The sequence below is a fragment of the Pseudomonas sp. KCJK9000 genome (genome assembly GCF_046230725.1).
GTDB classification, from domain to species: Bacteria; Pseudomonadota; Gammaproteobacteria; order Pseudomonadales; family Pseudomonadaceae; genus Aquipseudomonas; species Aquipseudomonas promysalinigenes.
The window spans coordinates 19668-42792 of record NZ_JBJJLN010000039.1 but is presented as its reverse complement, the minus strand read 5'-3'; the positions used below and the strand labels follow the sequence as shown (position 1 = coordinate 42792).

At 61.7% G+C, this 23125-nt stretch carries 22 protein-coding genes; 18 read left to right on the top strand and 4 right to left on the bottom strand.

Annotation, left to right across the window (positions count from 1 at the left end; all coding sequences use genetic code 11):
• A partial coding sequence (locus ACK59H_RS16795) for a hypothetical protein (RefSeq protein WP_409264645.1) occupies positions 1-762 on the top strand: 762 nt, incomplete at its 5' end.
• A gap of 45 nt (positions 763-807) precedes the next feature.
• Here ACK59H_RS16795 and ACK59H_RS16790 read toward each other — a convergent pair.
• Positions 808-3255 (bottom strand): acyl-CoA dehydrogenase, encoded by a 2448-nt coding sequence (locus ACK59H_RS16790; RefSeq protein ID WP_060478207.1) that lies wholly within the window; start codon positions 3253-3255, stop codon positions 808-810.
• Between the two features lie 202 nt (positions 3256-3457).
• Between ACK59H_RS16790 and ACK59H_RS16785 the strand changes: the two genes are divergently transcribed.
• From ACK59H_RS16785 to ACK59H_RS16775, 3 genes are all read left to right on the top strand, one after another.
• A complete protein-coding gene (locus ACK59H_RS16785; RefSeq protein WP_060478208.1) occupies positions 3458-4081 on the top strand; it encodes a glutathione S-transferase in 624 nt (207 codons plus the stop codon).
• A gap of 132 nt (positions 4082-4213) precedes the next feature.
• A complete protein-coding gene (locus ACK59H_RS16780) occupies positions 4214-5146 on the top strand; it encodes an ABC transporter ATP-binding protein (protein WP_060478265.1) in 933 nt (310 codons plus the stop codon).
• The gene (locus ACK59H_RS16775) at positions 5143-5922 is read left to right on the top strand and encodes an ABC transporter permease (protein ID WP_060478209.1); all 780 of its coding nucleotides are present in this window, start codon (positions 5143-5145) and stop codon (positions 5920-5922) included. The genes ACK59H_RS16780 and ACK59H_RS16775 overlap by 4 nt, the downstream gene beginning before the upstream one ends.
• On the opposite strand, the gene ACK59H_RS16770 is transcribed toward ACK59H_RS16775, so the two are convergent.
• A complete protein-coding gene (locus ACK59H_RS16770; protein ID WP_155500265.1) occupies positions 5806-6432 on the bottom strand; it encodes a DUF2062 domain-containing protein in 627 nt (208 codons plus the stop codon). The genes ACK59H_RS16775 and ACK59H_RS16770 overlap by 117 nt on opposite strands.
• Positions 6433-6574: 142 nt before the next feature.
• Here ACK59H_RS16770 and ACK59H_RS16765 point away from each other — a divergent pair, with 142 nt between their 5' ends.
• The 8 genes from ACK59H_RS16765 to murB all read left to right on the top strand — a co-directional run bounded on the left by ACK59H_RS16765 (position 6575) and on the right by murB (position 13527).
• Positions 6575-8782: a DNA internalization-related competence protein ComEC/Rec2 gene (locus tag ACK59H_RS16765; protein ID WP_060478210.1), complete on the top strand. Its 2208-nt coding sequence runs from the start codon at positions 6575-6577 to the stop codon at positions 8780-8782.
• Between the two features lie 197 nt (positions 8783-8979).
• Complete coding sequence (locus tag ACK59H_RS16760; protein WP_060478211.1) at positions 8980-9615, top strand: MotA/TolQ/ExbB proton channel family protein; 636 nt, start codon at positions 8980-8982, stop codon at positions 9613-9615.
• A complete protein-coding gene (locus ACK59H_RS16755; protein ID WP_060478212.1) occupies positions 9612-10046 on the top strand; it encodes a biopolymer transporter ExbD in 435 nt (144 codons plus the stop codon). Before ACK59H_RS16760 ends, ACK59H_RS16755 begins: the two co-directional genes overlap by 4 nt.
• Positions 10046-11047 (top strand): tetraacyldisaccharide 4'-kinase, encoded by a 1002-nt coding sequence (lpxK, locus tag ACK59H_RS16750; RefSeq protein WP_060478213.1) that lies wholly within the window; start codon positions 10046-10048, stop codon positions 11045-11047. Before ACK59H_RS16755 ends, lpxK begins: the two co-directional genes overlap by 1 nt.
• Positions 11048-11100: 53 nt before the next feature.
• Entirely contained in the window at positions 11101-11286 is a 186-nt protein-coding gene (locus ACK59H_RS16745) for a Trm112 family protein (protein WP_003247142.1), read from the top strand.
• Complete coding sequence (gene kdsB, locus ACK59H_RS16740) at positions 11283-12047, top strand: 3-deoxy-manno-octulosonate cytidylyltransferase (protein WP_060478214.1); 765 nt, start codon at positions 11283-11285, stop codon at positions 12045-12047. Before ACK59H_RS16745 ends, kdsB begins: the two co-directional genes overlap by 4 nt.
• A complete protein-coding gene (locus tag ACK59H_RS16735) occupies positions 12047-12511 on the top strand; it encodes a low molecular weight protein-tyrosine-phosphatase (RefSeq protein ID WP_060478215.1) in 465 nt (154 codons plus the stop codon). The genes kdsB and ACK59H_RS16735 overlap by 1 nt, the downstream gene beginning before the upstream one ends.
• Complete coding sequence (murB, locus tag ACK59H_RS16730; protein WP_060478216.1) at positions 12508-13527, top strand: UDP-N-acetylmuramate dehydrogenase; 1020 nt, start codon at positions 12508-12510, stop codon at positions 13525-13527. The genes ACK59H_RS16735 and murB overlap by 4 nt, the downstream gene beginning before the upstream one ends.
• A gap of 238 nt (positions 13528-13765) precedes the next feature.
• On the opposite strand, the gene rne is transcribed toward murB, so the two are convergent.
• Positions 13766-17044, bottom strand: a complete 3279-nt coding sequence (rne, locus tag ACK59H_RS16725) for a ribonuclease E (protein ID WP_060478217.1) — start codon at positions 17042-17044, stop codon at positions 13766-13768.
• 800 nt (positions 17045-17844) lie between these two features.
• Between rne and rluC the strand changes: the two genes are divergently transcribed.
• The 3 genes from rluC to ACK59H_RS16710 are packed head-to-tail and all read left to right on the top strand — an operon-like array spanning position 17845 to position 20508.
• Entirely contained in the window at positions 17845-18801 is a 957-nt protein-coding gene (gene rluC / locus ACK59H_RS16720) for a 23S rRNA pseudouridine(955/2504/2580) synthase RluC (RefSeq protein ID WP_060478218.1), read from the top strand.
• On the top strand, positions 18791-19471 hold the full coding sequence (locus ACK59H_RS16715; protein WP_060478219.1) for an HAD family hydrolase: 681 nt from the start codon (positions 18791-18793) through the stop codon (positions 19469-19471). The genes rluC and ACK59H_RS16715 overlap by 11 nt, the downstream gene beginning before the upstream one ends.
• 2 nt (positions 19472-19473) lie before the next feature.
• The gene (locus tag ACK59H_RS16710; RefSeq protein ID WP_060478220.1) at positions 19474-20508 is read left to right on the top strand and encodes a S49 family peptidase; all 1035 of its coding nucleotides are present in this window, start codon (positions 19474-19476) and stop codon (positions 20506-20508) included.
• Positions 20509-20595: 87 nt separating this feature from the next.
• Here ACK59H_RS16710 and ACK59H_RS16705 read toward each other — a convergent pair whose 3' ends face one another.
• A complete protein-coding gene (locus ACK59H_RS16705; protein WP_409264644.1) occupies positions 20596-21174 on the bottom strand; it encodes a Maf family protein in 579 nt (192 codons plus the stop codon).
• 96 nt (positions 21175-21270) lie between these two features.
• On the opposite strand from ACK59H_RS16705, the gene ACK59H_RS16700 reads away from it, so the two are divergent.
• The 3 genes from ACK59H_RS16700 to plsX are packed head-to-tail and all read left to right on the top strand — an operon-like array spanning position 21271 to position 23008.
• Positions 21271-21798, top strand: coding sequence for a YceD family protein (locus tag ACK59H_RS16700; protein WP_060478222.1), 528 nt, complete (start codon positions 21271-21273; stop codon positions 21796-21798).
• Between the two features lie 13 nt (positions 21799-21811).
• A complete protein-coding gene (gene rpmF, locus ACK59H_RS16695; protein WP_010223221.1) occupies positions 21812-21994 on the top strand; it encodes a 50S ribosomal protein L32 in 183 nt (60 codons plus the stop codon).
• Between the two features lie 3 nt (positions 21995-21997).
• Positions 21998-23008 carry a phosphate acyltransferase PlsX gene (plsX, locus tag ACK59H_RS16690; protein ID WP_081016640.1) on the top strand — a complete coding sequence of 337 codons (1011 nt, stop codon included), beginning with the start codon at positions 21998-22000 and terminating at the stop codon, positions 23006-23008.
• Positions 23009-23125: the final 117 nt, after the last annotated feature.

Below are 23125 nucleotides of genomic sequence, written 5' to 3'. Positions count from 1 at the left end.
GCCGATTGGCTGGTTGGATTATTTGCGCCTCCCGGTAGCTATACCTTCAAGGAAGGGTATTATAGTAAACAAAGTCTGATGATGAACGCCGCTTATGAGCCCGTGCCACTATCCCAGCAGGCAAACGTGGCTAGCGGCTCGGCTGGGCTTATTGTGTCACCCATGGCGCAACTTGTTAACGTGGGTGTCGAAAGCGTCCCTCAACCGCTGTCTGCAGCAAGCGCTAGCCCGGTGACATGGGCATTTGAGGGACAAGCGCACGGTGCGCTGGAGGCGGTGAATGGGCAATACTTCTATAAGCCGCCGGTGCTAGAAAGTTCGCTTGTCTTTAATTCGGACGCCAACACCCTAGTGCCTGCGTTGAGTAAAGCCTCTGCTGCCTCACCTGTGAAACTGGATGTAGTCACTGCAACATCGGCAGGGCAAAAGGGCGTTTGCCATTTCTTGAATTTGCTGGCCCAGCCAACCCATTATTTCAAGATGGTCGATGTGGATGGCGCCTTGCAGTTACAGCTGTTTAGCGTGGACTTGGACGGCAGAGAGCACCGGAGCTCTGAGAGCGAGACACGGTGGCATGTACTGGCCGGAAATGCGCAAATAGCGCAAAACGGGACCATTACACTCGACCCGGATGACCCCTCACCTTACACCGTCATCTGGGCTCAGCACATACATGACTTCGCATGGCTGTGGGGCATCGTCGTTGTTCCCATGCCCATGATGGCCATGGAAAGTGTAATCAAGCTTTTCACACCGCGTTGAAACACGGTGTGAAAGGCCGTACGGGGACGTGATGGACGGGGCCGATCAACGAATGGCGCCTTCCGGGCGTTTTAGTTGGGTTTTATCGAAAGCATCTACGTCGATTACCCGGCGCCGAGCGGCCTCGGCGCTCTCCAGGCGTTGTTTATCGGCGGGTAGCAGCATGCCCGCTTCACTTGCGGCTTCGACGACGGATTGCCCTGGGCTTGGCGTGAACTTCCCCTCCTTGAGGCTCTGGTGCAGCGTCTTTGACAGTGCTGCGGTGTCTTCCAACAATACGCTTGCTTGCTCCAGCGCTGCGACAGGATCGCCTGCAGCGCTCGGCCTGAAGCAGCCCCCCAAGAGCTCCTCCAGCGCCGGGTCCCCTTTACGGCGACCTATCAGTGCTGCCACTTCGGCATCTAACTCATCGCTCGGCCCGGTATGACGGCGGCCAAGCGGGAATACCAGGGCACGGAGTGCGCATCCGACAAAGCGGTTGGGGAAGTTGTCGAGCAGTCGGTCCAGGGCCTTTTCTGCCTGACCTAGGCTTTCTTCCATAGCCCAGCATAGCAAGGGCTGCATATGCTCGGGTGAGCCCAAGTCGTGGTAGCGCTTGAGCGCGGCGCTCGACAGGTACAGGTAACTCAATACATCGCCCAGCCGAGCGCTCAGGCGCTCCCGGCGCTTGAGTGCGCCGCCAAGCAACATCATTGATAGGTCGGCCAGGAGGGCGAAGGCGGCCGCCTGGCGGTTTAGGGAGCGGAAGTAGCCTTGGCTCAAGGAATCACCGGGCACCGTCTCAAAGCGCCCAAGCCCGAGGTTCAGAACCAGCGTGCTCGCTGCGTTGCCGACAGCAAACCTGATGTGCTTCATCAACAGGTCGTCGAATTCCCTCAAGGCTTGGTCATGGTCCTCACGACCGGCTAATGCCATTTCCTTGAGCACGAACGGATGGCAGCGAATAGCGCCCTGACCGAAGATCATCAGGTTGCGCGAAAGAATGTTGGCGCCTTCGACCGTGATGAAGATCGGCGCCCCTTGCCAATTGCGACCCAAGTAGTTGTTGGGGCCCATGATGATGCCCTTGCCGCCGTGCACGTCCATGGCGTGCTGGATGCATTCGCGGCCGCGCTCGGTCAGGTGGTACTTGAGAATGGCCGACAGCACCGAAGGCTTTTCGCCCAGGTCCACCGCCTTGGCGGTAAGCAGGCGAGCGCTGTCCATTAGCCATGCATTGCCGCCGATGCGTGCCAGCGATTCTTGGATGCCTTCGAAGGCGGCCAATGGCACGTTGAACTGCTCACGGATATTGGCGTACTGGCCGGTGACCAGGCTGGTGTACTTGGCTGCGCCGGTGCCAACCGCAGGCAGGGAAATCGAGCGGCCCACCGACAGACAGTTCATCAGCATCATCCAGCCCTTGCCGAGCATGGCTTGGCCACCGATAAGATAGTCCAGCGGCACGAACACATCTTTGCCGCTGTTGGGGCCGTTCATGAACGCGGCGCCCAGCGGCAAGTGGCGTTTGCCGATTTCGACACCGGGCGTATCGGTGGGGATAAGCGCCAGGCTGATGCCCAGTTCCTCTTCGTTGCCTAGCAGGTGGTCCGGGTCGTAAGCCTTGAACGCCAGGCCCAGCAGTGTGGCGACCGGCCCAAGCGTGATATAGCGCTTTTCCCAGTTCAGGCGCAGGCCTAGGACTTCTTCACCGTGCCATTGCCCCTTGCAGACGATCCCGGTATCTGGCATGGCGCCCGCGTCGGAGCCAGCCAATGGGCCGGTAAGGGCGAAACAGGGGATCTCCTGACCGCATGCCAGACGCGGGAGGTAGTAGTTACGCTGCTCGTCGGTGCCGTAATGCAGCAGCAGTTCAGCGGGGCCCAGGGAATTTGGCACCATCACGGTGGAGGCCAGATCGCCACTGCGGGTGGCCAATTTCATCGCCACTTGCGAGTGCGCATAGGCCGAAAAGCCCTTGCCGCCATATTCCTCGGGAATGATGAGGGCGAAGAAACCATGCTGCTTGATGTGGTCCCAGGCTTCGGATGGCAGGTCCAGGTCCTGGCCGATCTGCCAATCGCTGACCATGGCGCACAATTGTTCTGTGGGGCCGTCGATGAACGCCTGTTCCTCGTCGGTCAGCTTCGGTGCCGGGTAGGCCAGCAAGGTACGCCAGTCAGGGCGGCCGCTGAACAGCTCACCGTCCCACCAGACTGTGCCGGCATCGATTGCTTCGCGCTCGGTTTGCGACATCGGCGGCAGGGTGCGCTGGAACCACTTGAACACTGGGCCGGAAAACACTTTGCGCCGCCAGTCCGGCAATGCCATCAAAGCTGCCTTAAGGGCCAGTACGATCCAAATCAGCGCCAGTAGCCAGCCGGGAGCATTGCTGAAAATGCCCATCAGCAATACGTAGGCGGCGACGATGCCAATTATCTGCAAGGGCGCCAAGCGCCGGTGCGTGAGGTACGCAGCACCAATCACCAGCACCACCAACCACAACAGCAACATAATCGATCCTCCTTGGAGCCAAGGGCTTGAGCCGTCCCAGACAGCTTAGACGCATCACTGTAAACGGCGATGTCAGAACAGTGACAGGGTGTGGCGGTGGGAGTTTCAGGTGGTTTGTCCGGGTGAGCTGGCTTCGACGCCGGTACAGGCGGTGGATGCATGAAGTAGACTGTCTGCTTTGCCCATTCATGAGGACGCTGCAATGCTGAAAATTTGGGGCCGCAAAAATTCCAGCAATGTACGCAAGGCGTTGTGGATCGCCCACGAGCTGGGCTTGGCCTTCGAGTCGATCGATGCCGGCGGCGCCTTTGGCGTGGTGGACGAACCGCACTACCGGGCCCGCAACCCCAACGGTCTGGTGCCTATGCTCGAAGATGGCGACCTGACGTTGTGGGAGTCCAACACCATCGTGCGCTACCTGTGTGCCGAATACGGCCGTGACCAGGGCTGGTACCTGGAAGACCCACGCCAGCGCGCCCTGGCCGACAAATGGATGGACTGGACCACCTCGTCCTTCGCCACGCCGTTCCGCCCGCTGTTTTGGGGCCTGCTGCGCACTGCGCAAGACCAGCGCGACTGGGTGGCGATCAACGCGGCGCACAAGCAGTGTGCTCAATTGTTGGCAATCGCTGACCAGACCTTGGCCAAACAACCGTACCTGTCCGGTGACCAGATCGGCATGGGCGACATCCCACTGGGCAGCTTCATTTACGCCTGGTTCGAAATGCCCATCGAGCGCCCGGCCATGTATCACCTGGAAGCTTGGTATGAACGCCTCAAGCAACGGCCGGCGTACCAGGCTGCGGTGATGACCGCGCTCACCTGAACCTCCTTCGATAGTCATTATCAATAGATGTGACTGTACTTGCGCGGCATGGGCTTGCACCATGGCTGCACTCACTGCGCCAGTGACTTTACCTGGCGTACCCTTCACCTTTTCTTCGGTAAGTGGCCCGCTATGAGTTCCGCCCTGTCCATCCGGCAGCTGACCAAGACCTACGGCAACGGCTTCCAGGCCTTGAAAGGCATCGACCTCGATGTTGCCGAAGGCGATTTCTTCGCTCTGCTTGGCCCTAACGGCGCCGGCAAGTCCACCACCATCGGCATCCTGTCCACCTTGGTGAACAAGACCACTGGCACGGTAAACGTGTTCGGCCACGACCTGGACCGCGAGCCCTCCGCGCTCAAGCGCTGCCTGGGTGTGGTGCCCCAGGAATTCAACTTCAATCAATTCGAGAAAACCTTCGACATCGTCGTGACCCAGGCCGGCTACTATGGCATCCCGCCCAAGCTGGCCAAGGAGCGCGCCGAGCAGTACCTGACCCAACTGGGCCTGTGGGACAAGCGCGATGTGCAGTCGCGCTCGCTGTCGGGCGGCATGAAGCGCCGCTTGATGATTGCTCGCGCATTGATCCACGAACCACGTCTGCTGATCCTCGACGAGCCGACAGCCGGGGTGGATATCGAGCTGCGTCGATCAATGTGGAGCTTCCTTACCGAGCTCAACCAGAAAGGCATCACCATCATCCTCACCACTCATTATCTGGAGGAGGCCGAGCAGCTGTGCCGTAACATCGGCATCATCGACCATGGCACCATCGTCGAGAACACCAGCATGCGCCAACTGCTGGGCAAGCTGCATGTCGAAACCTTCGTCCTCGATCTCAAGCAGGACTTGGCCTCGGCGCCAGTGCTGCAGGGCTACCCGTGCCGGCTGCTGACACCGCATACCCTGGAAGTGCAAGTGGACAAGGACATCGGTATCACCGCGCTGTTCGGCCAACTGGCATTGCAGAACATCGAAGTGCAAAGCCTGCGCAACAAGACCAACCGACTTGAGGAGCTGTTCGTGTCTCTGGTGGAAAAGAACCTGTCGAAGGTGGCCGTATGAGTGTGGAACTGCGCACCAACTGGGTCGCCCTGAACACCATCGTCTACCGCGAAGTGCGGCGCTTTTTGCGCATCTGGCCGCAGACCCTGCTGCCACCAGCCATCACCATGGTGCTGTATTTCGTGATCTTCGGTAACTTGATCGGCCGGCAGATCGGCGACATGGGTGGCTTCACCTACATGCAGTACATCGTACCGGGGCTGATCATGATGTCGGTGATCACCAACTCTTATGGCAATGTGGTGTCGAGCTTCTTCGGCAGTAAGTTCCAGCGCTCCATCGAAGAGCTGATGGTGTCGCCGGTATCGCCGCACACCATTTTGGTGGGCTATGTGCTGGGCGGTGTGCTGCGCGGGCTGGCAGTGGGGGTGATCGTGACCATCCTGTCGATGTTCTTCACCGACCTGCAGGTGCACCACTTGGGCGTGACCATTGTCGTGGTCTTCCTGACGGCGACCATTTTCTCGTTGCTGGGCTTCGTCAACGCCGTGTTCGCACGTAATTTCGACGACATTTCGATCATCCCGACCTTCGTGCTGACGCCACTGACCTACTTGGGCGGGGTGTTCTACTCAATCAACCTGTTGCCGCCGTTCTGGCAGACCGTGTCGTTGGCCAACCCGGTGTTGCACATGGTCAACTCGTTCCGCTACGGCATCCTAGGGGTGTCGGATATCAGTATCGGCACGGCGATCACCTTCATGCTGGTGGCCACTGCGGTGCTTTACGGGCTGTGTGTTCGCCTGCTGGTCAGCGGCCGCGGCATGCGCGCCTGATACCCGTTGCTTGCGCCGGCGCCACTGCCGGCCGATCCACCAGCGCCAGTACAGCAGGGTGGTGAGCCAGGCGACCACGCCAAGCACCACCGCGCACACCACCGAACCCAGCAAGAACGGTTGCCACACCGTTGCCAGCTGGTCGGTGATCCATTCGAACGTCAGTTCTTCAGGCAGGCTGCGCGGTGGCACCTGCATCAGCCAGGCGCCGGTCATGTAAGTGACGAAAAACACCGGTGGCATGGTCAGCGGGTTGGTCAGCCAGACCAAGCTGACCGCGATTGGCAGATTGCCGCGCACCGGGATGGCCATTGCGGCAGCCAGCAGCATTTGCATGGGAATGGGGATCAAGGCCGCGAACAGGCCTACGCCCATGGCCCGTGCCACCGAGTGACGGTTGAGGTGCCAGAGGTTTGGATCGTGCAGCAGCTTGCCGAAAAAACGTAAAGACTTGTGTTCCCGAATGCTGCTCGGGTCCGGCATGTAGCGTTTGAAAAGTCGGCGCGGCATGTAGGCTCCCGGAGCGTTGATTCGGGAAGTATGCCTCGATTCACGTGGCGCCTCGTTTAGAGTTTGTGACAATTGTTTAGCGGGCCACGCCGGCTTTTCGTCTATGCATGAGTGAGCTATTGCGCTTCTGGAGCTCTAACTCATGCGCACAGGGATGTTTGCGCTCGCCCTCGGGCTGTTATGCCTGGGCTTTCTCCCGGTATTGCCATCGGTCGGTTGGCTGTTGTTGCTAGTGCTGGCAGGGGCTTGTTGCCTGCCCACGCGGCTCTGGCCGCTGGGCTGCTTCGCGCTGGGATTAGCCTGGGCCTGCTGGTCGGCACAGCTGGCATTGAATGACCGGCTAGAGGCTGGTTTGGACGGCCGTACGCTGTGGTTGGAGGGGCGGGTGGTTGGCTTGCCCACGCGTACTGCGCAGGGCGTGCGTTTTGAGCTGCAACAGGCGCATTCGCGCCGCGCTGAACTACCGCAGCGCCTGCAATTGAGCTGGTTCGATGGCCCATCCATTCGTGCTGGCGAGTCTTGGCGTGTGGCGGCGACCTTGCAGCGCCCGGCAGGTCTGCTCAACCCCCATGGCCCAGATCGAGCGGCGCAGTTGCTGGCTCGGCGTATCGGTGCCGTAGGCACGGTCAAAGCCGGTGAGCTTACCCGCGCGGTGGCCCCCGATTGGCGCGACGCGCTACGTGAGCGGCTACTGAGGGTCGACGCCCATGGGCAGCAAGCGGGCTTGGCAGCCTTGGTGCTCGGCGACGGCGCGGGCCTTGCCCGGGAACAGTGGCAGGCGCTGCAGGCAACTGGCACGGTGCATCTACTGGTGATTTCTGGACAGCACATTGGCTTGGTCGCCGGCATGCTCTATGCCTTGGTGGCAAGCCTGGCACGCTGGGGCCTGTGGCCGCGCAGTTGGCCATGGTTACCCTGGGCATGCGGCTTGGCGCTGGTGGCGGCGCTGGCCTACGGCTGGCTGGCCGGCGCCGGCGTGCCGGTGCAGCGCGCCTGTCTGATGTTGGCAGTTGTGCTGTTATGGCGATTGCGGTTTCGGCAGCTGGGGGCACTGTTGCCGTTGCTGCTGGCATTGACCGTGGTATTGCTGGTCGACCCCTTGGCTGCGTTATTGCCAGGGTTCTGGCTGTCGTTCGCGGCGGTGGCGATACTCATCTACAGCTTCGCTGGCCGGCTTGGCAACTGGCGCCCCTGGCAGGCCTGGACCCGGGCGCAGTGGGTGATTGCCGTCGGTTTACTGCCGGTATTGTTGGCCACAGGGTTGCCGGTGAGTCTGACTGCGCCGATGGCGAACCTGCTGGCGGTGCCATGGGTGAGCGTGGCGGTGTTGCCCCCGGCATTGCTTGGGGCCTTGTTGTTGCCAGTGCCGGGGGTAGGGGAGGGTTTGCTATGGCTTGCGGGCGCGGCGCTGCACCTGCTGTTCGCCCTGCTTGCGTGGGTGGCCGCATGGCAACCGGCATGGGTGCCGCCAGCGCTACCGATAGGGCCCTGGTTGCTGGTGTGCCTAGGGGCGCTGCTGCTATTGCTGCCTGGCGGCGTGCCGCTGCGCAGCCTGGGCGCGGTCATGTTACTGGCCTTGTGGGCGCCAAAGCCGCCTGTGCCCCATGGGCAGGTCGAGGTCTGGCAGCTCGATGTCGGCCAAGGCCTTGCGGTTTTGCTGCGTACTCGACATCACACGTTGCTATACGACGCAGGGCCTGCCAAAGGCGATTTCGACCTGGGGGAACGAGTAGTGCTGCCCACCCTGCGTAAATTGGGTGTGGCGGGCTTGGACCTGATGCTGATCAGTCACGCGCATGCGGACCACGCCGGTGGCGCCGTGGCCATCATCAAAGGCTTGCCGGTGGCTCGCGTGATAGGTGGCGAAGCGCTGGAAGAGGTCCCCGTGCAGCCTTGTGCGTCCAGTGAACGGTGGAGTTGGGACGGCGTGGATTTTTCGCTGTGGCGCTGGGAAAGCGGGCAAAGCAGCAATGATCGTTCCTGCGTGTTACTGGTCGAGGCGCAAGGTGAGCGTTTGCTGTTGGCCGGCGATATCGAGGCAGGCGCCGAACGCGCCTGGCTCAATGCCCATGAAGCGCCACGTATCGACTGGCTTCAGGCCCCGCACCATGGCAGCCGCAGTTCATCCACCGAGGCGTTCATCCGTGCCACTACGCCGCGTGGGGTGTTGATTTCGCGCGGGCGCAACAACAGCTTCGGGCACCCCCACGCACAAGTGGTCGAGCGGTATCGGCGCTATGGGATGGTGATGCATGACACTGCTGTGGAGGGTGCGTTGCGGCTGGCGCTCGGTGCGCAGGGTGAGGTCGAAAGTGTGGGGCGCCAGCGAAGGTTTTGGCGAGTGCAGTGAAGTGCGGTTGGCAGATCTTATGCGTTCACTTCCAGCGCCTTTAAATCGGGGGCATTTCATGATGCACCGCGCAGATGGTACTCGGCGCCCCAGGCGCCAAGCATCCTGAGCCCAGTACCACTTCCCTGACCTCCGGCAGATGAGCACCCGGCGCGTGTATGTTAGAGTGGCGGCCTTTTTCCAGAGGGGCGTTTACTGTGTGGGAATTGGTCAAGTCTGGTGGTTGGATGATGCTGCCGATCATTCTGAGCTCCATTGCCGCCATGGCGATCGTCGTCGAACGTCTGTGGACTCTGCGCGCCAGCCGCGTCACCCCGCCGCACTTGCTGGGCCAGGTGTGGATGTGGATCAAGGACAAGCAACTCACCAGTGACAAGCTCAAGGCCTTGCGCGCCGACTCGCCATTGGGCGAGATCCTCGCGGCAGGCCTTGCCAACTCGCGCCATGGCCGCGAAATCATGAAAGAGTGCATCGAGGAGGCCGCCTCGCGAGTCATTCACGAACTCGAGCGCTACATCAGTACCCTCGGCACCATTGCCGCCATGGCGCCACTGCTTGGCCTGCTGGGCACCGTGTTGGGCATGATCGACATCTTCAGCGCTTTCATGGGCTCGCAAATGACCGCAAACGCCGCTGTGCTGGCCGGGGGGATCTCCAAGGCTCTGGTTACTACCGCAGCCGGCCTGATGGTGGGGATCCCGGCGGTATTCTTCCACCGTTTCCTGCTGCGCCGCATCGATGAGCTGGTAGTGGGCATGGAGCAAGAAGCGATCAAACTGGTGGAGGTGGTCCAGGGCGACCGGGAAGTGGAAGTGGCCGGAGGCAAGGCGTGAAGTTTCGGCGCAATCGCCAGCGTGAGAACATCGACATCAACCTTGCATCGCTGATCGATGTGGTGTTCGTGCTGCTGCTGTTTTTCGTGGTCACCACTACCTTCACCCGCGAAACCCAATTACGCGTCGAGTTGCCTGAGGCCACCACGGCCGAGCAGCCTCCGGCCGATCAGGGCAAGCTGGTGGAGGTGACCATCAGTGCCGACGGTGTTTATTCGGTGAATAACCACCTACTGCCCAAGAGTGACCTGGCGGCCCTGACCGAGGCAATCGAGCGTGAGTCCGGTGGCGACAACACACTGCCGCTGGCCATCAGCGCCGATGGTAAAACCCCACACCAGGCCGTGATCACTGCGATGGATGCTGCCGGCAAGCTCGGTTTCAGTCACCTGCGCATGACCACCGTCGAGGCCGCTCAGGGGACACCTTGATGGCGCTCGCCGATCGCTTGCTCGCCGCCTGGTACGCCGGGCATCCTGCCCTGGCTTTGCTGCGCCCGCTCGAAGTGCTTTACCGCCGTGTGGTGATGCGCAAGCGCGCGCGATTCCTCAATGGTGAAAGCCCAAGCTATCGGGCCCCTGTGCCAGTGGTGGTGGTGGGCAACATCACCGTCGGAGGCACCGGCAAGACCCCCATGATCCTCTGGCTGATCGAGCATTGCCGGCGCCAGGATATCAAGGTAGGCGTGGTCAGCCGTGGCTATGGCGCCAAACCGCCGCATTATCCTTGGCGCGTGAGCGCAAACCAGCCGGCTGAGCAAGCCGGTGACGAGCCCTTGCTGATCGTTCAGCGCACGGGCGTGCCGCTGGTGATTGACCCGGACCGCGCCGGCGCGGTGCAGGCGCTGTTGGCCAGCGAGCGGCTGGACCTGATCCTGTGCGATGACGGTATGCAGCACTATCGCCTGGCCCGTGACCTTGAACTGGTGCTGATCGATGCCGCGCGCGGGCTGGGCAATGGCCGCTGCCTGCCTGCTGGCCCCTTGCGCGAACCTAGCGAGCGCCTGCAAGAGGCCGATGCCGTGCTTTACAACGGTGCCGATGGCGACCGCGCCGATGGTTTTGGCTTTCAGTTGCAACCTTCAGCATTGGTCAACCTGCGCAGCGGCGAACGCCGTGGGCTTGACCATTTCCCGCCAGGGCAGCGCCTGCATGCGGTGGCCGGTATCGGCAACCCGCAACGTTTCTTCAATACCCTGCTGAGGCTAAACTGGCAGCCGGTGCCGCATCCTTTTGCCGATCATGCACAGTTCAGTGCTCAAAGCCTGGCCTTCAGCCCGGCTCTGCCGCTGGTGATGACCGAAAAAGATGCGGTGAAATGCCGGGCCTTCGCCGCTGACGACTGGTGGTACCTGGCAGTCGAGGCCCAGCCCACGCCGGCCTTCACCGCCTGGTTCGACAGCCAGTTACAGCGACTGCTACCCAAGCCCTGAGCTCACTTCTGCGACTCAACCGTTTCGGCCACCTGGCCCAAAGGAACCCTTTCATGGACACCAAACTGCTCGATATTCTGGCCTGCCCGATTACCAAAGGCCCGCTCAAGCTCAGCGCCGACAAGACCGAGCTGATCAGCAAGGGCGCGGGTCTGGCCTACCCCATCCGTGACGGCATCCCGGTCATGCTGGAAAGCGAGGCGCGCACCCTGACCGACGACGAGCGTCTGGACAAATGAGTGTGGAATTCACTGTAGTCATTCCGGCGCGGCTGCGTTCCACGCGCCTGCCGGGCAAGCCGCTGCTGGCGATCGCTGGCAAACCGATGGTCCAGCACGTATGGGAGCAGGCGCGCAAGAGTGGCGCCAGCCGTGTGGTCATCGCTACCGACGACGCCAGCATCTTCGATGCCTGTAATGCATTCGGCGCCGAAGTGCTGATGACCCGTACCGACCACGAATCGGGCACTGACCGCCTGGCCGAGGTGGCCGCTCATCTGGGGCTGCCCGCCGATGCCATCGTGGTCAACGTGCAGGGCGATGAGCCGTTGATTCCTCCGGTGATCATCGACCAGGTGGCCGCCAACCTGGCAGCCCACCCGCAAGCGGGCATTGCGACCCTGGCCGAGCCGATCCATGAGCCGCAGACCGTGTTCAACCCCAATGCGGTCAAGGTTGTCAGCGACAAGAATGGCCTGGCGCTGAGCTTCAGCCGCGCGCCGCTGCCCTGGGCCCGCGATGCCTTTGCAACCCAGCGTAATCTGTTGCCCGAGGGTGTCCCTTACCGCCGTCATATCGGCATGTATGCCTACCGTGTAGGCTTCCTTCAGGATTTCGTCAGTTGGGGCCCATGCTGGCTCGAGCAGGCCGAGGCCCTCGAGCAACTGCGCGCCCTGTGGCACGGCGTGCGTATCCACGTCGAAGATGCCATCGAGGCACCCGCCGTGGGTGTCGATACCCCCGAAGACCTGGAGCGCGTAAGGCGCTTGCTGGAGGCGTGATGCGTGTCCTGTTCGTGTGCCTTGGCAATATCTGTCGTTCGCCCACCGCAGAAGGCGTGCTGCGCCATCAATTGCAGCAGGCGGGCCTGGCTGAACAGGTGCATGTGGCATCTGCCGGCACGGGTGACTGGCACGTGGGCAAGGCCCCGGACAGCCGCACCTGCAAGGCGGCGCTGGCACGTGGTTATGATTTGTCGCGCCAGCGCGCCCAACAAGTCAAAGCGGCGCATTTCGCCGAGTACGATTTGATCCTAGCCATGGATGAAAGCAACTTGAGCCACCTGCGCGCCATGCGCCCGCACAATGCCAATGGCGAGCTTGACCTGTTCCTGCGCCGCTACGGTGCAGCCCTGGATGAAGTGCCAGACCCTTACTACGGCGGTGCCGAGGGCTTCGAGCAGGTGCTGGACTTGATCGAAGCGGCGTGTCGCGACCTGGTAGTGGAAATCAAGGGGCGGCTATGACGGTGGTTTGGCAAGAGCATGTTTCACTAAAGCCCTACAACACGTTCGGCATCGACGTTGCCGCTCGGTATTTTGCCCAGGCCCACAGCGATGACGAGGTGCGCGAGGCATTGACGCAGGCGCGCCAGCGCCAGGTGCCAGTGCAGGTGATTGGCGGTGGCAGCAACCTGCTGCTTACCCGCGATGTCGATGCGCTGGTGCTGCATATTGCCAGCCGTGGGCGACGGCTGCTGAGTGACGACGGCGAGCGAGTGGTGGTGGAGGCCGAAGCGGGTGAACCTTGGCACCCATTCGTACAGTGGTCGTTGGCGCAAGGCTACTGTGGTTTGGAAAACCTCAGCCTGATCCCTGGCACTGTAGGTGCTGCGCCGATGCAGAACGTCGGTGCCTACGGTGTGGAAATCAAGGATGTCTTCGCCGGGTTGACTGCGCTGGACCGCGAAACCGGTGAGCTATGCGACTTCACGCTGCAGGACTGCGCCTTTGCTTACCGCGACAGCGTCTTCAAGCGCAACCCTGGGCGCTGGCTGATCCTGCGGGTGCGTTTTGTCCTGAGTCATGCCTTGCAAGCGCACTTGGACTATGGCCCTGTGCGTCAGCGCCTGGCAGAGCAGGGCGTTGAGCAGCTGACTGCCCAGGCGATCAGTGATGCAATCTGCAGTATTCGCCGCGAGAAGCTGCCGGACCCGGCCGAGCTTGGCAATGCCGGGAGCTTCTTCAAGAACCCGGTAGTGGCGGCTGAGCTGGTGGAGCGTATTCGGCAACAACATCCCGCCGTGGTGGCCTACCCGCAAGCAGACGGCCAGGTGAAGCTTGCAGCCGGTTGGCTGATCGAGCAGGCGGGTTGGAAAGGCTACCGTGAGGGCGATGCTGGTGTGCACCGGCTGCAATCGCTGGTGCTGGTCAATTACGGCCAGGCGAGCGGGGCCCAGGTGTATGCCCTGGCGCAGCGTATTCAGGCCGATATCCTGGCGCGGTTCGGGGTGGCGTTGGAGATGGAGCCTAACCTCTACTGAGGTCTTACTTCAGCGGTCTTTTCAAAGTCAGCGCTTGCACGCGAGGTGCAGTTCCTGAGCTCAGTTGGGCGCGATCGGCTCGTTGGCCGGTGTAGACCTGTTCGCCGCTCGCTTTGATTCAACATCCACTCAGTTCGCCGGACACTCACCCGGACGCTTACGATATTGAGTCACCCACTAGCCAAGAAAAAGCCCCGCCAGTTCGCACTGGCGGGGCTTTTTCATTCAGCTTGAGCGATCAACCGTGATGTGGTTTTTGCTCATCGGCGGTTTCCAGTACAGGCTCGGCCGCTTGCTGAGCCGCCTTGGCAGCAGCCTCGGCTTCACGCTTGCGACGACGCACTTCACGTGGGTCATTCGGAGCACGGCCGTTGGGCAGCATGACGGTTGCAGGCTCGACGGCTGCCGGGGTTTGCACCGGTGCGGGCTCTGTAGGCGCTGGCGCAGCTTGCGTAGTGGCCGGCTCTGCTACCGCCACTTGCGGCTCGGCTGGGCTGATAGCTGCGGGTTGCTCGGCAACGGGTGCCTCTTTTGCCTCCAGCGGAGCTTTCTCGGCTTCACCGCCTTCGACCACTGGCGCCGCGCCGGCCACCTCGGCTTCTACCACGGGGGCTTGCACCGGTGCTTCACTAGGTGCTTCAACGGGCTCGGCAGCAACTACCGGTTCGACCGCTGGCTGCGCCGCGACTTCGACCACTGGTTCGACGCCGGCTTCGACCACGGTGACTGGCTCGCTGACGGGCTGCTCAACTGCTGGAGCGATGACAGCTTCTTCGGCTTGGGCAGCCGGTGCGGTCGGCACGTCTGCTTGGCTGCTTTCGCTGGTGGCGGCTTCAGCGCTGGCGCGTTCGGCCTGCTGGTTGGCTTGAGCCTCAGCATTGGCGCTGATCTTGGTGCTGGCTACAGCGGCAGTTACGGCGAGGCCTGCAGCCAGATCAGCGCCAAGCTCAGTGGCCTGATGCTGCTGTGGCTGCTCCTCGCTGCCTTCTTCATCGCTACCTTCGATCAGCTCGCCATTGGCATTGCGCTGGCGCTCACGGCGGTTGCTGCGACGACGCTGGCCGCGAGAACGGCGGCGAGGACGCTCGTCGTCGGTGCCTTCCTGCTCGTCCTGCAACAGTTCCTCATTCGGCAGTTGCTCTTCGGCCAGTGCAGCAGCCTGCTCAGCCGCCTGCTCCGCAGGGCGTGGCTGACGTTCTTCGCGGGCAGGGCGAGGCTGGCGGTCTTCACGCGGAGCGCGCTCTTCACGAGGGGCGCGTTCTTCACGTGGAGCACGCTCCTCACGAGGGGCACGCTCTTCACGAGGTGCACGTTCTTCACGCGGAGCACGCTCTTCACGAGGTGCACGTTCTTCACGCGGAGCACGCTCTTCACGCGGAGCACGATCTTCACGCGGAGCGCGTTCTTCACGCGGAGCACGTTCTTCACGCGGAGCACGTTCTTCACGAGGTGCGCGCTCGTCACGCGGCGTACGCTCTTCGCGTTCTACGGCTGGGGCGTCCAGGGGCTCGCGCAATTCACGCACACGCTCCTCGCCACGGTTGCCGCGACGGTCTTCGCGAGGCTGACGTGGTGCACGTTCTTCACGCGGGGCGCGCTCTTCACGAGGTGCGCGCTCTTCACGTGGGGAGCGCTCGGCACGTTCTTCGCGTGGTTTGCGTTCTTCATCACGGCGGCCGTTGCGGTTACGGCTCTGCTGGCGGCCGTTGCGACGCTCTTCGTTGCGGCCATTGCGCTCGGCAGCGGGCTTCTCTGGGGCGGCTACCACTGGCGCGGCAGCAGGTGCCTCCTTACCGGCGAACAGGCTGACCAGCGATTTCACCAGGCCTTTGAACAGGCTTGGCTCAGGTGCACTCACTACAGGCGCTGCAGGTGCAGCCGACTGCGGTTGCTCTTCGCCAGCGCTCGGTACCGGTGCATTGGCACGGGCCGGCGCGGTTTTCACGGCGGCTTCCTGGCGCACCAGGGTGCGGGTAGCGGTCGGCTGCGGAGCCTCTTCGGCTTCGGCGGCGGCGATTTCGTAGCTGGACTGGTTGTTCAGCACTTCCGGGTTGTCGTCGCGCAGGCGCTGGACTTCGAAGTGCGGCGTTTCCAGGTGATCGTTCGGCAGGATGATGATGCGCGCACGGGTTCGCAGTTCGATCTTGGTGATCGAATTGCGTTTCTCGTTGAGCAGGAAGGCCGCTACCGGGATCGGTACCTGGGCGCGGACTTCGGCGGTGCGGTCCTTCAGGGCTTCTTCTTCGATCAGGCGCAGAATCGCCAGCGACAGCGACTCCACGTCACGGATGATGCCGGTGCCGGAGCAGCGTGGGCAGACGATGCCGCTGCTTTCGCCGAGTGACGGGCGCAGGCGCTGACGGGACATCTCAAGCAGGCCGAAGCGCGAAATACGGCCAACCTGCACGCGAGCACGGTCGGCTTCCAGGCATTCACGCACGCGCTCTTCAACCGCGCGCTGGTTCTTGGCCGGGGTCATGTCGATGAAGTCGATGACGATCAGGCCGCCGATATCACGCAGGCGCAACTGGCGGGCGATTTCTTCGGCCGCTTCCAGGTTGGTCTGCAGGGCGGTTTCCTCGATGTCGCTGCCCTTGGTGGCGCGCGCCGAGTTGATGTCGATGGAGACCAGGGCCTCGGTCGGGTCGATCACGATCGAGCCACCGGACGGCAGGTCGACGACGCGCTGGAAAGCGGTCTCGATCTGGCTTTCGATCTGGAAACGGTTGAACAGCGGGACGCTGTCTTCGTAGAGCTTGACCTTGCTGGCGTACTGCGGCATGACCTGGCGGATGAAGGTCAGGGCTTCTTCCTGGGCATCGATGCTGTCGATAAGGACTTCGCCGATGTCCTGGCGCAGGTAGTCGCGGATGGCGCGGATGATGACGTTGCTTTCCTGATAGATCAGGAATGGCGCGGCGCGGTCAAGGGAGGCTTCCTTGATGGCGGTCCACAGCTGCAGCAGGTAGTCCAGGTCCCACTGCATTTCTTCGCTGCTGCGGCCAAGGCCTGCGGTGCGCACGATCAGGCCCATGTCGCCCGGTACGGTCAGGCCGTTGAGGGCTTCGCGCAGTTCGTTACGCTCTTCGCCTTCGATGCGGCGGGAAATGCCCCCGGCACGCGGGTTGTTGGGCATCAGCACCAGGTAGCGGCCAGCCAGGCTGATGAAGGTGGTCAGGGCGGCGCCTTTGTTGCCGCGCTCTTCCTTCTCGACCTGAACGATGACTTCCTGGCCTTCGCTCAGGACTTCCTTGATGTTGACCCGGCCTTCAGGGGCTTTCTTGAAGTATTCGCGGGAGATTTCCTTCAGCGGCAGGAAGCCGTGACGTTCGGAGCCGAAGTCGACGAACGCGGCTTCCAGGCTTGGCTCGATCCGGGTGATCTTGCCTTTGTAGATGTTGGCCTTTTTCTGCTCACGCGCCCCGGACTCGATGTCCAGGTCGTACAGACGTTGGCCGTCCACCAGAGCTACACGCAACTCTTCGGGTTGAGTTGCGTTAATCAGCATTCTTTTCATGTTGTACCGTCGGTTTCCGGGCTGCCGGAAACGGCGTTCGGCACACACGACTTCTCATGGTCGGTGCCAAGGTGCGCAAAGGGTGGCCGGGCCACCCCCGTGTCGAGCAACGTTCGGCACCAGCCGTTACCCAGCCTGCCGTTGTCGCGACGACGCGTCCTGTTTGCTGCGGTGCCTACCAGGCCCCGGTGGCTTCGAATGGGTATCCGAATCAACCAAGCGGGCCTCGTGCACTCAGTCAGGAGGAGGAATCAACCGTCAGCCGTGGACGCCCTAGGGCATCTGTTCAGGACCTTATCCGCTCGCCGGCCAAGTCAGTGGGCCGGTGGCCGGACGCGGTGCTACACGGTCCGAGGGCTGTGCATCTCCACCCTGCACGTATCCCTGATAATTCGGGTGCTGCCGCGCGCTGAATCCGCAACGGGTTGCATTTTTCGCCAGCTTCGAACGCGAAGCTGACGCCATTACATATCCAAGGCAGGTATTTCCGAAGCATTCGCCTTGCGTTGCGTGGAAGCGACGGGGCGGGCAGAGGTGCTGCGAAAAGAATCGGGAAGCAGGTGAACAACCACACTTGTCGTTTTTTTTCGGTCTTCTCTACACGGCGCTGGTGGCGATTCCAGGCAATTCGGTAAACTGGCGAAAACCCCGTAGGACGGCCTCGCGTCCTGGAGAGCTGCTTAGGTCAGGAACCGGCCAAGGGCCCGGTTTCGCTGGCCTGCCGCTTTTGGCGGCGTTCGCGACTATAGCAGTAATGATTAAGTGCTTCAATTCCATAAATAATTGTTATGATCCCCTCCATGACGACCAATACCCCTCCGACTTCCGGCGTACAGCTGATAGAAGTCGCGCCGGAACTTGCCGGCCAACGTATCGACAATTTCCTTATCACCGCACTCAAGGGCGTGCCCAAGACGCTGGTCTATCGCATCCTGCGCAAGGGTGAGGTGCGCGTCAACAAGGGGCGGGTCAAACCTGAGTATAAAATTCAAGCTGGCGATATCGTGCGCGTGCCGCCGGTGCGTTTGCCAGAGCGCGATGAGCCGGCGCCAGTGGCCCAGGGGCTGCTGCAGCGCCTGGAGGCGGCCATCGTCTATGAAGACAAGGCGTTGATCGTGATGAACAAGCCAGCCGGTATCGCCGTACATGGTGGTAGCGGCCTGAGTTTCGGGGTGATCGAAGCACTGCGCCAGTTGCGCCCGGACGCCAAGGAGTTGGAGCTGGTGCACCGCCTGGACCGTGACACCTCTGGCCTGTTGATGATCGCCAAGAAGCGCAGCATGCTGCGCCATCTGCATGCTGCCCTGCGCGGCGATGGGGTGGACAAACGCTACATGGCCCTGGTGCGCGGCCACTGGCCTACCTCGAAGAAGCAAGTCAACGCACCGCTGCTAAAAAGTAACCTGCGCTCTGGTGAGCGCATGGTCGAAGTCAATGACGAGGGCAAAGAAGCGCTGACCCTGTTCCGAGTGCTGCGCCGGTTCGGGGAGTTCGCCACCATCGTCGAAGCCCGCCCGATCACCGGCCGCACCCACCAGATCCGCGTGCACACCCTGCATGCCGGGCACATGATTGCTGGCGACGCCAAGTACGGCGACGAAGACTTCAGTCGCGAGATTCGCGAGTTGGGGGGCAAGCGCCTGTTCCTGCATGCCTACGCCTTGACCGTGCCACTGCCCGACGGTGGCGAGCTCAAGCTCGAGGCGCCTGTGGATGAGGTCTGGGCCAAAACCGTGGAGCGACTCAGTGCGCCGTGATTACGAACTGCTGATTTTCGATTGGGATGGCACCTTGGCCGATTCGATCGGCCGCATCGTCGAGGCGATGAACGCCGCCGCCGAGCGAGCGGGCGAAGCGCCCAGTGCCGAAGATGCGGTCAAGGGCATCATCGGTCTGGCGCTGGGGGAGGCGATCTCGACGCTGTATCCGCACCTCGATCCCCGGCAGGTCGAAACCTTCCGTCAGCACTACGCCGACATCTATATGGCCCTGGATCAGCAGCCCTCGCCGCTGTTCGACGGTGTGGTCGAGTCGCTGGATGCCTTCCGGGCCGAGGGTTATCGCCTGGCGGTGGCTACCGGTAAGGCCCGCCGCGGACTTGACCGGGTACTCAAGGTCAATGGCTGGGAGCACTTTTTCGATATCACGCGGGCCGCCGATGAAACCCGCGGTAAGCCCCACCCGCTGATGCTCGAGGAAATACTCAAGCATTGCGCTGTAGAACCGGGGCGGGCACTGATGGTCGGAGATTCTGCATTCGACCTCCAAATGGCCAGCAACGCGGGCGTGCATTCGGTGGCGGTGGGCTACGGTGCCATGTCGCTAGAGGCGCTGGCCGAGTTCGGGCCGCAAGTGTGCATCGATCATTTTTCCCAGCTGCGCGAGTGGCTGGCCGGTTCCAGGCAAATTCAATTCCAGGGTAGGTGAGCATGGCTGACGAGTGGAAAGCGCCGGTTAACGAAACCGAAGAGGAGCGCCTCGCTCGCGAAGCGCGCGAAGCACGTAACGAAGAGGTTCGTGTCGAGCAAAAGAGCTGGAAACTCTTGGAAAAGACGCTGCTGGCAGGCGTTCAAGAGCAGCGTCGGGCGCGGCGCTGGGGGATATTCTTCAAGCTGCTGACCTTCGTCTACCTGTTCGGCATTCTTGTGCTGTTCACGCCGTTGATGGATATGGATGCAGCGGCTACCCGAAGCGGCAATCATACAGCGCTGGTTGAGGTGCGGGGGGTGATCGCCGATCAGGAAGCTGCCAGTGCCGATAATCTGATCAAGAGCCTGCGCGAAGCGTTCAAGGACCCAAAGACCAAGGCGGTGGTCATGCGTATCAATAGCCCAGGTGGCAGCCCGGTGCAGGCAGGGTACGTGTATGACGAGATCCGTCGGCTGCGCGCCGAGCACCCGGACACCAAGCTATACGCGGTCATCACTGATCTAGGGGCCTCCGGCGCCTATTACATCGCCAGTGCTGCGGATGAGATCTATGCCGACAAGGCAAGCCTGGTGGGTTCCATTGGCGTGACGGCGGCCGGCTATGGCTTTGTCGGCGCGATGGAGAAGTTGGGTGTCGAGCGCCGTAGTTATACCGCAGGGGAGCACAAGGCCTTCCTTGATCCGTTCTCGCCGGAAAAGCCTGATGAGCGTGCGTTCTGGCAGGGTGTGCTCAACACCACGCACCAGCAGTTCATCGCCATGGTCAAGCAGGGGCGCGGTGACCGCTTGAAGGACAAAGAGCATCCGGAACTGTTCAGTGGGCTGATCTGGTCGGGTGAGCAGGCCAAGTCGCTGGGGTTGGTGGATGGCTTGGGCAGTGCCAGCTACGTAGCACGTGAAGTGGTCGGTGAGAAGGATCTGGTCGATTACACCGTGCAGGAGTCGCCATTCGACCGGTTCTCCAAGCGCATCGGTGCCAGTGTGGCTGAGCACCTGGCGATGTGGATGGGGTTCCAGGGGCCGCAGTTGCGTTGAGTGTGCCTTGAGTTTCGTGGTGCTGGTCAGATCAAGTGCCGCCCCTGCGGCGCTTGATCTCGACGGCACCATAGCCCCCAAGCCCGGCTAGGGAACAGCCACGCCTTCACGGGTCAGCATATCCACCAGCCGAATCAGCGGCAGCCCGATCAAGCTCGTTGAATCGCACCCATGGGTGCTCTGAAACAAACTCACTCCCAGGCCCTCGGCCTTGAAGCTGCCGGCGCAATCCAATGGCTGCTCCGCCCTCACGTAGCGCTCGACACGCTCCCTACTCAATTCGCGCATCGTTACCGTGAACGGCACGCAGTCGATCTGACATTGCCCAGTCGCTGTATTGAGCAGTGCCAGCCCGGTCAGGAAGGTCACTTGCTGGCCGCTGGACTCGAGCAGTTGCTCGCAGGCGCGCTCGAAGGTGTGTGGCTTGCCGATGATCTGCTCGCCCAGCACGGCCACCTGGTCTGAGCCAATGATCAGGTGCTGGCGGTGATCCTCGGCAAGCGCTTCGGCTTTCTGTCTCGCTAGGCGCTGAACCAGCTGCGTGGCGGGCTCGTCAGCTAGGCGTCGTTCGTCTATATCGGGGCTGGCCCAGGTGAAGGGCAAGCGCAGGCGCGCGAGCAGTTCGCGCCGGTAAGCAGAGCTGGAAGCCAGCAACAAAGGCAGCATGATAGACTCCTGGTCAGGTGAACCTGATTCTAACATGTGAGATGCCGCCTAATTTCCTTTGACAGGGGCGGGGGGCATCCCTAGAATGCTGCGCCTATGTTGAATGACCCGATTCCACCTCACGTTGACCCGCGCAAATTAGCCGATCGAGGCGTATCCATCACTGGTACGCTGCAACTCGCTGATTTGGAAAGACTCTGCGACCCGCTTTCCGACGATGTCGGTACGGTGCAGGCGAAGTTCGATTTTGAACGAGATGAACAGCACGTGGTGGTTATCCACAGCGAGCTGGACGTCGAAGTCAAAATGGTTTGCCAGCGTTGTCTTGAGCTGGTCACCCTGCCGATCCATAGCGAGTGTACTTACGCTGTGGTGAAGGAGGGTGCGAATACCCAGTCGTTGCCGAAAGGCTATGACGTGCTGGAACTGGGCGAAGATCCTTTGGATCTGCAGGCTTTGGTCGAGGAGGAGCTGCTGCTCGCCTTGCCTATCGTGCCTGCTCATCATCCGGAAGAATGCCAGCAGCCGGCGGGCGCAGACGAGCCCGACTCGAGCAAGGACGAGGTATCGCGGTCCAACCCGTTCAGTGTTTTGGCGCAGTTAAAGCGTGACCCAAACGTTTAGGAGTTAATCAATTATGGCTGTTCAGCAGAACAAAAAATCCCGCTCTGCCCGTGACATGCGCCGTTCGCACGACGCTCTGTCGGAAAACGCGCTGTCGGTAGAAAAAACCACCGGTGAAGTACACCTGCGTCACCACGTTTCGCCAGAAGGCGTATACCGTGGTCGCAAAGTGATCGACAAGGGCGCTGACGAGTAATCCTTGTCCGCTCAGATCATCGCGATCGACGCAATGGGCGGGGACTTCGGTCCCCGCAGCATTGTCCAGGCTAGCATTGCTTGCCTTTCGGCTACCCCTTCGCTGCACCTGACCCTCGTCGGTCAACCCTCCCTCCTTGAAGAACTGGTCAGCGGCCTATCAGCTGCCGATCGCGCGCGCCTGCAGATTGTCGCCGCCAGTGAGGTGATTGACATGGACGAGCGGCCATCCCAGGCGTTGCGTGGTAAGCCGGATTCGTCGATGCGCATTGCCCTCGAACTGGTGCGTGACGGCAAGGCTCAGGCCTGCGTCAGTGCCGGCAATACCGGCGCGCTGATGGCGTTGTCGCGTTTCGTGCTCAAGACCCTGCCAGGTATCGACCGGCCGGCCATGGTCGCGGCAATCCCTACGCAGTCAGGCTATTGCCAGTTGCTCGACCTGGGTGCCAACGTGGATTGCAGTGCCGATAATCTGTACCAGTTCGCGGTGATGGGCTCGGTGGCGGCCCAGGCCTTGGGTATCCACAGGCCGCGGGTCGCTTTGCTGAACATCGGTACCGAGGACATCAAGGGGAATCAGCAGGTCAAGCTGGCAGCCGGCTTGCTGCAGGATGCCCGTGGCCTCAATTATGTTGGTTTCGTCGAGGGTGACGGCCTGTATCGTGGCGAAGCGGATGTGGTGGTGTGCGACGGCTTCGTTGGCAACATCCTGCTCAAGTCCAGCGAAGGCCTTGCTACCATGATTGGTCAGCGTATCGAACAATTGTTCAAGGGCGGCGCGTTGTCGCGGATAGCTGGGGTATTGGCGATGCCGCTGCTCAAGCGCCTGCAGGCTGACCTCGCGCCAGCGCGGCACAATGGCGCAAGCTTTCTCGGCCTGCAGGGCATCGTTATCAAAAGCCATGGTTCGGCGGGCGTCCAAGGGTTTCAAAGCGCGATCCAGCGGGCGCTGATCGAGATCCAGGAAAACCTCCCACGGCGGCTGCATGGCCGGCTTGAAGACCTGTTACCTTAGGCATTCAAACGATGAAGTGCTTAAATGTGACCGCTTGGTCTGCGTTTCCATCCAAGTTTTCAGATTCCGCGCCTGGCCTTTGGCTGGCGCACTCTATCCGATGACAAGATCATAAGG